The organism is Arenimonas sp. (genome assembly GCF_041913985.1).
GTDB lineage: Bacteria > Pseudomonadota > Gammaproteobacteria > Xanthomonadales > Xanthomonadaceae > Arenimonas.
The window spans coordinates 102396-111964 of sequence record NZ_JAYSEG010000004.1 but is presented as its reverse complement, the minus strand read 5'-3'; the positions used below and the strand labels follow the sequence as shown (position 1 = coordinate 111964).

Genomic DNA, 9569 nt, shown 5'->3' with positions numbered 1-9569 from the left:
TGGTCGATGATGCCGGCGGCCATGAACAGCGAGGCCTTGAAGGTGGCGTGGTTGAGGATGTGGAACAGCCCCGCCACCACCGCCATCGGCGTGCCCAGGCCGAACAGCAGCGTGACCAGGCCCAGGTGCGAGATCGTCGAATACGCCAGCAGTCCCTTGAGGTCGTGCTGGAAGATGGCGTACCAGCTGCCCACCAGCAGCGTCACCGCGCCCACGCCGCTGACCAGGTAGAAGAACAGCTCGCTGCCCGCCAGCGCCGGGTGCAGGCGCGCCAGCAGGAAAACGCCGGCCTTCACCATGGTGGCCGAGTGCAGGTAGGCCGACACCGGCGTGGGCGCCGCCATGGCCTGCGGCAGCCAGAAGTGGAAGGGGAACTGCGCGCTCTTGGTGAACACCGCCGCCAGCACCAGCACCAGCGCCCAGGGGTAGAGCGCGTGCGCCCGCAGCGTTTCGCCCGAGGCCAGCACCACGTCGAGTTCAAAGCTGCCAACCACGTGGCCGACCACCAGCACGCCCGCCAGCAGCGCCAGGCCGCCGGCGCTGGTGACCACCAGGGCCATGCGGGCGCCGTCGCGGGCGTCGCGGCGGTGGCTCCAGAAGCCGATCAGCAGGAAGGAGCTGATGGACGTGAGTTCCCAGAACACCGCCAGCAGCAGCAGGTTGCCCGCCACCACCATGCCCAGCATCGCGCCCATGAACAGCAGCAGGAAGGACAGGAAGCGCGGCATGCTGTCCGCTTCGCTCAGGTAGTAGCGCGCGTAGAGCACGATCAGTGCGCCGATGCCCAGCACCAGGCCGGCGAACATCCAGGCCAGGCCGTCGAGCCGCAGCGAAACGTCCAGGCCCAGGCCGGGCACCCAGGGCACGAGGCGGCGCACGCCTTCGCCCGACAGCACCTCTGGGGCCATCAGCGCCAGCAGCACCAGGCCCAGCAGCGGCGCCAGCGCGGCCAGCCACGCGGCCACGCGCCGGCGCTGGCGCGGCAGCAGGCCGACCAGCAGCGCCAGGACGAACGGGATGGCCAAAAGCGCCTCGAGCATCGCATTCCTTGCTGGGCCGCGATCCTGCGGCCGGGGGCCGGGGCGGCGGTGGGGTTGTCGTCTGCACGACGATGATGCCCCGAGTCTAACCCGGCCGAATATTTTCCCGCCGTGAAACGCCGGCGCTATGCTCCGGCCATGCGCGACGACGACCTTCCCCCCGGCTGGCTGGTGTTCGGCCTCACCGGGCTGGTGGGCGAGGCGCTGCGCGCGGCCTGGCGCGAAGACGACCCACCGCTGCTGGCGGTGTCGCGCCGGCCCCTGGCCGACGCCGGCCGGCTGCGCTGGCTGGCCGGTGTCCTGCCGGGCCTGCCCGACCCGCCGCAGGCGCCATCGGCGGTGGTCAGCCTCGGGCCGCTCGATGCCTTCGCCGCCTGGTTCGCGCGTTCGGCCCTGGCGCCCGCCCGCGTGGTGGCGCTGGGTTCGACCAGCGTGCATGCCAAGGCCGGTTCGCCCGACGCCGGCGAACGCGCGGTGGCCGCCGCGCTGGCGGCGGCCGAGCAGGCGCTGGCCGCCGCCTGCGCCGCCCGCGGCAGCGCGCTCACGGTGCTGCGCCCCACGTTGATCTACGGGCGCGGGCGCGACCGGAACCTCTCGCGCCTGGTGGCGTTCGCGCGCCGCTGGCGCGTGCTGCCGCTGCCCCGCGGTGCGCACGGCCTGCGCCAGCCCGTGCACGCCGACGACGTGGCCGCCGCCGTGCTGCAGGCGCTGCGCTCACCCCGGCCGGTGCCCGGCCACTTCGACCTGCCCGGCGGCGAGGCGCTGCCCTTCGACGAGATGGCGCGGCGCTGCCTGGCGGCCGCCGCCCCGGGGACGCGGCTGCTGCCCTTGCCGGGGCCGCTGCTGCGCCTCGGGATGGCGCTGGCGGGCCGCTCCGACGGGCCGGAACAGGGGATGCTGGCCCGCCTGGGCCAGGACCAGGCCTACGACGCGGCCCCCGTGCAAGCCGCGCTGGGCCTGCGTTCCAGGCCATTCCGGCCGACCGCGGCGGACTTCCCGGGCGCTGTTGCAGCGCAGCAGGAATAGCGTGACGGACGGCACCATACGCAACAGCATTGCCATTTCCTAACGAACAATTAATATGCCTAGAGGAAATGCTCTAGAGTCTGGGGGGAGCCAGAGAGCCATGAGAACAGTTCCAACCACGTCGGCCGCATTGCCGTCGTTTTCGCCCGCCGCCCTTGGCGGTGCCCCGAATTCCGCACAGTCGATCTGAACCCGAGGAAGCACCCATGAAGAAATCGAATTCGCAGCACGGGCGGGTCGTCCGTGCCCGCCTGGCCGCCGCCGTCGCGCTTGGCCTGCTGGCCGCCCCGGCCGCGCAGGCCATCGAGTTCAGCCGCGGCGAACTCAGCGGCAGCTTCGACACCACCGTGTCGTACGGCTACGCCTGGCGTGTCGAGGACCAGGACCCGAACCTGATCAGCAAGTCGTGGTTCAACCCGCTGCTGTGCACCCAGAACGTGCCGCTCGGCGCCATTCCCGTCGGCCCGGGCCGCTGCACCAGCACCGGCGGCGTGCCGGGTTCGCCGGCGCAGGTCGCCGCCGAAGGCCGCTTCTCGGCCAACCGCGACGACGGCAACCTCAAGTACGACAAGGGCGACGCCATCTCCAGCGCCTTCAAGCTCACCTCCGAGCTGAGCCTGAACTGGCGCGACTGGGGTGCGTTCATGCGCGCCACCTACTTCTATGACTTCGAGAACGTCGACCGCGACGACCTGACCGAAGAAGCCAAGGACCGCATCGGCGAGCGCTTCCGCATGCTCGACGCGTTCGTCTTCAAGAACTTCGAGCTCGGCGACGACGGCCAGCTCGGCGGCACCGTCCGCGTCGGCCGCCAGGTGGTGAGCTGGGGCGAGGGCACCTTCATCCAGAACGGCATCAACGTCATCAACCCGGTCGACCTCTCGGCGCTGCGCGTCGCCGGCGCCGAGCTGAAGGAAGCGTTCCTGCCGGTCGACATGATCTGGGGCTCGATCAACCTCTCCGAGAACGTCGCCCTCGAGGCGATGTACATGCTCGAGTTCGAGGAAATCGAAGTCGACGCCGCCGGCACCTACTTCAGCGCCAACGACTTCGCCACCCCGGGCGGCACCTACTTGATGCTGGGCTTCGGCACCACGCCGCAGCCGGTGTACAACCCGGAGAACTTCTTCGCCACCTGCTACAACGGCCCGGCCGGCTACGCCAACTCCGACCGCTTCGGCGACCTGTCGGCCATCTACGGCCCGGCCACCGCCGCCCAGATCGTCGCCATCGGCTGCGGCAACGCGGTGGGCCGCCTGCCCAACCGCAACGCCCGCGACGACGGCCAGTACGGCATGGCGCTGCGCTGGTACGCCGAGAACCTCAACGAAACCGAGTTCGGCTTCTACTTCCTGAACTACCACAGCCGCGTGCCGCTTCTGTCGGGCCGCGCGGTCAGCAACCCGGTCGTCGGCGCCGCCTCCGGCCGCTTCTTCGCCGAATACCCGGAAGACATCCAGATGTTCGGCGTGAGCTGGAACACCACGCTGCCCGGCGGCGTCGCCTGGCAGGGTGAAGTGAGCCACCGCCCGAACATGCCGCTGCAGGTCGACGACGTCGAGCTGCTGTTCGCCGCGCTCACCCCGCTCAACCCGTTCATCCCGGTGCCGGCGCTGCAGTTCAACAGCCAGCTGGGCCAGTACGCGCTGGGCCAGGAAGTCCGCGGCTGGCGCGAGCATGAAGTGAGCCAGGTGCAGATGACCTTCACCAAGGCCTTCGCGCAGGCCTTCGGCGCCGACCAGATCGCGGTGGTCGCCGAGCTTGGCGGCACCGAGGTGTGGGACCTGCCGCCGCAGTCCGAGCTGCGCTACGAGGGTGAAGGCACCGACACCGGCGGCGGCTGCGACGTCGGCGACGTGCTGGCCGCGGGCTTCCCGGGCGCCGGCGCGCTGCAGTTCGGCTGCCTGCGCAACCCGCTCACCGGCACCGGTGGTTTCCCGACCGCGTTCTCGTGGGGCTACCGCCTCGCCGCGCGCGCCGACTACGCCAGCGCCTTCGGCACGCCCGTCACGCTGTCTCCGCGCGTCGCGTTCAACCATGACGTGAGCGGCATCACCCCGGGCCCGGGCGGCAACTTCCTGGAAGGCCGCAAGTCGCTGACGCTCGGCCTGGAAGCGAACTACCTGAACCAGTGGGTGTTCGACCTGAGCTACACGCAGTTCAGCGGCGCCGAGCAGTACAACCAGATCCACGACCGCGACTTCGCGGCGTTCACCGTCAAGTATTCGTTCTGAGGCCACAGGGAGGCAGAGGATGAAAATCAACAGGAAACACGGGCTGGCGCTGATCGCCGGCGCCGCGGTACTCGCCACCGGCATGGTCCAGGCCAAGGTCAGCGCGCAGGACGCCGCCAAGCTTGGCCAGAGCCTGACCCCGGTCGGCGCCGAGAAGGCCGGCAATGCCGCCGGCACCATCCCGGCCTGGGAGGGCGGCATCACCCGTCCGCCCGCGGGCTTCCGGGTGGGCACCTTCCACATCGACCCGTTCGCGGCCGACAAGCCGCTGTACTCGGTCACCCGCGCCAACCAGGCGCAGTACGCCAACGTGCTGACCCCGGGCCAGAAGGCGATGTTCGCCAAGTACCCGACCTTCCGCATGGACGTGTACCCGACCCGCCGCAGCGCCTCGTTCCCGCAGCGCACCTACGACTTCACCAAGCGCAACGCGACCTCGTGCGAACTGGTTGCCAACGGTGAAGGCGTGCGCAACTGCGCCGAGGGCATTCCGTTCCCGATCCCGCAGAACGCCTACGAGGTCATCTGGAACCACAAGCTCAAGTACAAGGGCCTGTCGGTCATCAGCTACTCGAACCAGGCGGCCCCGACGGCCAATGGCGCCTTCACGCTGACCAAGGTCCGCGAGGAGCTGCTGGGCCTGTACTACAAGCCGGGCAACACCTCCGAGAACATCAACAACATCCTGCTGTACTTCAAGCAGGAAGTGCTCGGCCCGGCGCGACTTGCCGGCCAGGTGCTGCTGGTGCACGAGACCCTGAACGCCCAGGCCTCGCCGCGCCAGGCTTGGGTGTACAACCCGGGCCAGCGCCGCGTGCGCCGCGCCCCGAACGTCGCCTACGACAACCCGGGCACCGCCTCGGACGGCCTGCGCACCAATGACATGACCGACATGTTCAACGGCGCGATGGACCGCTTCGACTGGACCCTGGTGGGCAAGCGCGAAATGCTGGTGCCGTACAACTCGTACAAGGCGCACAGCGACAAGACCAAGGTGCGCGACCTGATCCGCCCGGGCCACCTCAACCCCGACTACATGCGCTACGAGCTGCACCGCGTGTGGGTGGTGGAGGCCAAGCTCAAGCAGGGCCAGCGCCACATCAACAGCCGCCGCACCTTCTACGTGGACGAGGACAGCTGGCAGATCCTGCTCATGGACCACTACGATGGCCAGGGCAACCTGTGGCGTTACTCCGACGCGCCGTCGGTGAACTACTACGAGGTGCCGACCTTCTGGTCCACCCTCGAGACCCACCACGACCTCAAGTCGGGCCGCTACATCACCATGCTGCTCGACAACGAGGACAAGCCGCGCGACTTCGGCTACCAGAGCACCCCGGCGAACTACTCGCCGCAGAACCTGCGTACCGCGGGCGTGCGCTGATCCGCTAGTTTTGGAAACACCAGCCGCGCCCGAAAGGGCGCGGCTGCGTTAAGGGGCCCTGCGCGTGCCGGGGCCAGGCAGGAGGAAGCAATGCCCAACACCCCCAAACACCGCACGCGCCTCGCCGCAGCCCTGCTGCTGGCGCTGGCGATGCCCTTCGCCCTGCAGGCGCAGGACGGGTCCGCGGACCCGGCCGCGGCCGAAGGCGACACCCCCGAATCCCAGGCCATGGACGACGCGTCCCTGGCCGAACCCGCGGCCGATGCCGCGGCCGTGGACGAGGCGCCGCCGGCGGAAACGACCGCCGCGCCGGCCGCCAACGACCCGGCCGTGCTCGACGCGGAGATGATGCCGCGCGCCAGCCGCTCGCTGCTGCTCGACGTGGTGCGCACCCAGGCCGGCTACTTCGCCGTCGGCGAGCGCGGCCACGTGCTCTCTTCCGAAGACGGCCAGGCCTGGACGCAGGCGCCGGTGCCCACCCGCTCCACGCTCACCTCCATCGCCACCGCCAACGGCGTGCTCTGGGCCGCCGGCCACGACGGCGTGATCGTGCACTCCACCGACGGCGGCCAGACCTGGACCCGCCGTCGCGTCGCGCCCTGGACCCCGGAAACCATGGACCCCACCGAGGGCGTGCCGGTGATGGACGTGCTGTTCCTCGACGGCATGAACGGCTTCGCCGTCGGCGCCTACAGCCTGATGCTGGCCACCACCGACGGCGGCGTCACCTGGGAGCCGCGCAGCATCATCGATGGCGGCGACAACGCGCCTGAAACCGACGCCGCGCCGGCCGACGCCGCCGCCGGCGAGGGTGACGACTGGACCTTCGACGCTTCCGACCTCGAGCTCGACGCCGAGGCCGACCCGCACCTCAACGCCATCGCCCAGGACGCCGCCGGCGCCCTGGTGATCGCCGGCGAACGCGGCGCCTTCTTCCGCTCGCGCGACGGCGGCCAGACCTGGGAACGCAAGCGCCTGCCGTACGAAGGCTCGATGTTCGGCATCCTGGCCTGGGACGCCGGCCACCTGCTGGCCTTCGGCCTGCGTGGCAACGTGCTCGAGTCCATGGACCTGGGCGACACCTGGACCCCGGTGGAAACCGGCGTCGGCACCAGCCTGCTCGGCGGCCACGCGCTGCCCAACGGCGGCGCCATCCTGGTGGGTGCCAACGGCGTCGTGCTGACCCGCCCGGGCACCGGCACGCCGTTCGCGGCCACCAGTTTCCAGATGGCCAGCGGCGAAACGCCGAACCTCACCGGCGTCCTGCCGGCCGGCGACGCCGGCTTCATCGTGGTTGGCGACAAGGGCGCCGGCCTGTACCGCCCGCAGTAACGGAGATCCCATGAGCCTGCCCAACAGCCAGCCCGGCCCGTTCGCCCGCCTCGCCGAGAACCTGGTTTTCGCGAACCGGCCGCTGATCCTGGTGGTCTTCGCGATCATCACCGTGGCGATGCTTTTCTTCGCCAGCCAGCTGAAGGTGGACGCCGGCTTCAAGAAGCAGGTGCCGCTGCAGCACGAGTACATGCAGACCTTCCAGGACTACGAGCTCGAGTTCGGCGGCGCCAACCGCGTGCTCGTGGCCGTGGTCGCCCGCGACGGCGACATGCTCGACCAGGCCTTCATGGCCACGCTGGAAAACGTCACCAACGACGTCATCAACCTCGACGCCACCGACGACGCCCGCGCCCGCTCCCTGTTCACGCCGAACGTGCGTTTCATCGAGGTGGTCGAGGACGGCCTGTCCGGCGGCAACGTCATCCCGCAGACCTTCACCCCGAACGTCGAGGGCTTCACCTCCACGCCGGAGGACTTCGCGCAGATCCGCGGCAACATCATCAAGGCCAACATCGTCGGCCGGCTGGTGGCCAAGGACTTCTCGGGCGCGATGATCTGGGCCGACCTGATCCCGGAAAGCGACACCAACAAGCTCGACTACCAGCAGGTGGCCAACCAGTTCGAGGCCATCCGCCAGAAGTACGAGGACGAGAACCACAGTGTCCACATCATCGGTTTCGCCAAGATGGTGGGCGACATCAGCGACGGCGCCCGCTCGGTCATCAAGTTCTTCGCGCTGACCATCGCCTTCACCTGGCTGCTGCTGTTCCTGTATTCCACCTCGGTCAAGCTGGCCTCGCTCACCGTGGCCGCGGCCCTGGTGTCGGTGGTGTGGATGCTGGGCGCGCTGCAGCTGATGGGCTTCGGCATCGACCCGATGAACATGCTGACGCCGTTCCTGATCTTCGCCATCGCGGTCAGCCACGGCGAGCAGATGATCAACCGCTTCCGCGGCGAGATCTTCTTCGGTGGCCTGGAGGAAGGCACGGTCGAGGAGTTGCGCGCGCGCGCCAAGGACGCGGTCGAGCCGCTCGAGGCCGCCCGCCTGTCCTTCCGCATGCTGCTGGTGCCGGGCACGGTGGCGCTGCTGGCCGGCTGCATCGGCTTCGGCGCCATCATGGTCATCCCCATCGACATGGTGCGCGAGCTGGCCATCACGGCCACCGTGGGCGTGGCCCTGACCATCCTCACCGACCTGGTGCTGCTGCCGGTGCTGCTGAGCTACACCCGCCTGCGCAACCTCGACCGCAAGCGCGAGTTCCGCCTGCGCCAGCTCACCCGCTTCGACCGCATCTGGGCGGCGCTGTCGCGCCTGAGCAAGCCCACCGCGGCGCTGGCGGTCATCGCCATCGGCGCCACGGTGTGGTTCTTCGCCTGGCAGCACGGCAACAAGGTGATGATCGGCGACGCCCAGAAGGGCGTGGCCGAGCTGCGCCCGGAAGCGCGCTACAACCAGGACGCCGTGCTGATCAGCGAGAAGTTCGCGCTCAGCGTCGACATCCTCAACGTCATCGCCGAAGCCGCGCCGTCGGCCTGCACCACCTCCTACGCCGCGATGGAGCTGATCGACCGCTTCGCCTGGCACATGGAGAACGTCGAAGGCGTGGAGCAGGTGATCACGCTGCCGGCCGCGGCCAAGATCGTCAACGCCGGCTGGAACGACGGCTCGGTGGCCTGGCGCGTGCTGCCGCGCGACCCGGACACGCTGCGCCAGGCGACCCAGAGCTTCGAGACCGACTCGGGCCTGCTCAACGCCGACTGCAGCGCGATGCCGATCACCATCTTCACCTCGGACCACCAGGCCACCACCATCGACCGCGTGGTGGCGGCGGTGAAGGACTTCCGCGAGGAGAACAACGCCTACACCGAGGGCAACCTGCAGGTGCGGCTGGCCGAGCAGGCGGCGCAGGACCCGTCCTTCGCCTCCGACCAGGTGAACCTGCGCCTGGCCACCGGCAACGTGGGCGTGATGGCGGCCACCAACGACACGGTGCGCGCGTCCGAGCACACCATCCTGTACCTGCTGTACGCGGCGGTGTTCCTGATGTGCTGGCTGAGCTTCCGCAACCCGCTGGCGGCCCTGTGCGTGCTGCTGCCGCTGGTGCTGGTGACCGAGCTGGGCCACTCGCTGATGGTCGAGCTCGACATCGGCATGAAGGTCAACACGCTGTGCGTGGTGGCGCTGGGCGTGGGCATCGGCGTGGACTACGGCATCTACATCTTCGCCCGCATGCGCGAGGCGATGCTGCAGGGCCGCACCATCTCCGAGAGCTACTTCATCGCGCTCAAGACCACCGGCATCGCCATCTTCTACACCGCGCTGACGCTGGCGGTGGGCGTGGCCATGTGGATCTTCTCCGACCTGAAGTTCCAGGCCGACATGGGCATCATGCTCACCTTCATGTTCGTGGTGAACATGATCGCGGCCATCATCTTCCTGCCGGCCCTGTGCCGCTGGCTGCTGCGCCCGCGCGAGAAGGACGACTGGGTGCCCAAGCTCTGACGGGCCCCCGACGCAGAAACGAAAAGGCGGGCTCCGGCCCGCCTTTT

The 9569-nt window shown here is 69.4% G+C and carries 6 protein-coding genes; 5 read left to right on the top strand and 1 reads right to left on the bottom strand.

Annotated features, from left to right (window positions below):
* The coding region (locus tag ACE3Q2_RS02600) for a proton-conducting transporter membrane subunit (RefSeq protein WP_374472536.1) at nucleotides 1-1040 on the bottom strand (1040 nt) is incomplete at its 3' end.
* Between the two features lie 138 nt (nucleotides 1041-1178).
* Here ACE3Q2_RS02600 and ACE3Q2_RS02595 point away from each other — a divergent pair.
* From ACE3Q2_RS02595 to ACE3Q2_RS02575, 5 genes are all read left to right on the top strand, one after another.
* Complete coding sequence (locus ACE3Q2_RS02595) at nucleotides 1179-2066, top strand: NAD-dependent epimerase/dehydratase family protein (protein ID WP_374472534.1); 888 nt, start codon at nucleotides 1179-1181, stop codon at nucleotides 2064-2066.
* Between the two features lie 206 nt (nucleotides 2067-2272).
* Nucleotides 2273-4300, top strand: coding sequence for a DUF1302 domain-containing protein (locus ACE3Q2_RS02590; protein WP_374472532.1), 2028 nt, complete (start codon nucleotides 2273-2275; stop codon nucleotides 4298-4300).
* A gap of 19 nt (nucleotides 4301-4319) precedes the next feature.
* Nucleotides 4320-5684: a DUF1329 domain-containing protein gene (locus ACE3Q2_RS02585; protein WP_374472530.1), complete on the top strand. Its 1365-nt coding sequence runs from the start codon at nucleotides 4320-4322 to the stop codon at nucleotides 5682-5684.
* Between the two features lie 90 nt (nucleotides 5685-5774).
* Nucleotides 5775-7016, top strand: coding sequence for a WD40/YVTN/BNR-like repeat-containing protein (locus ACE3Q2_RS02580; protein ID WP_374472528.1), 1242 nt, complete (start codon nucleotides 5775-5777; stop codon nucleotides 7014-7016).
* Between the two features lie 10 nt (nucleotides 7017-7026).
* Nucleotides 7027-9522 carry an RND family transporter gene (locus ACE3Q2_RS02575; protein WP_374472526.1) on the top strand — a complete coding sequence of 832 codons (2496 nt, stop codon included), beginning with the start codon at nucleotides 7027-7029 and terminating at the stop codon, nucleotides 9520-9522.
* The last annotated feature ends 47 nt before the right edge of the window (nucleotides 9523-9569 follow it).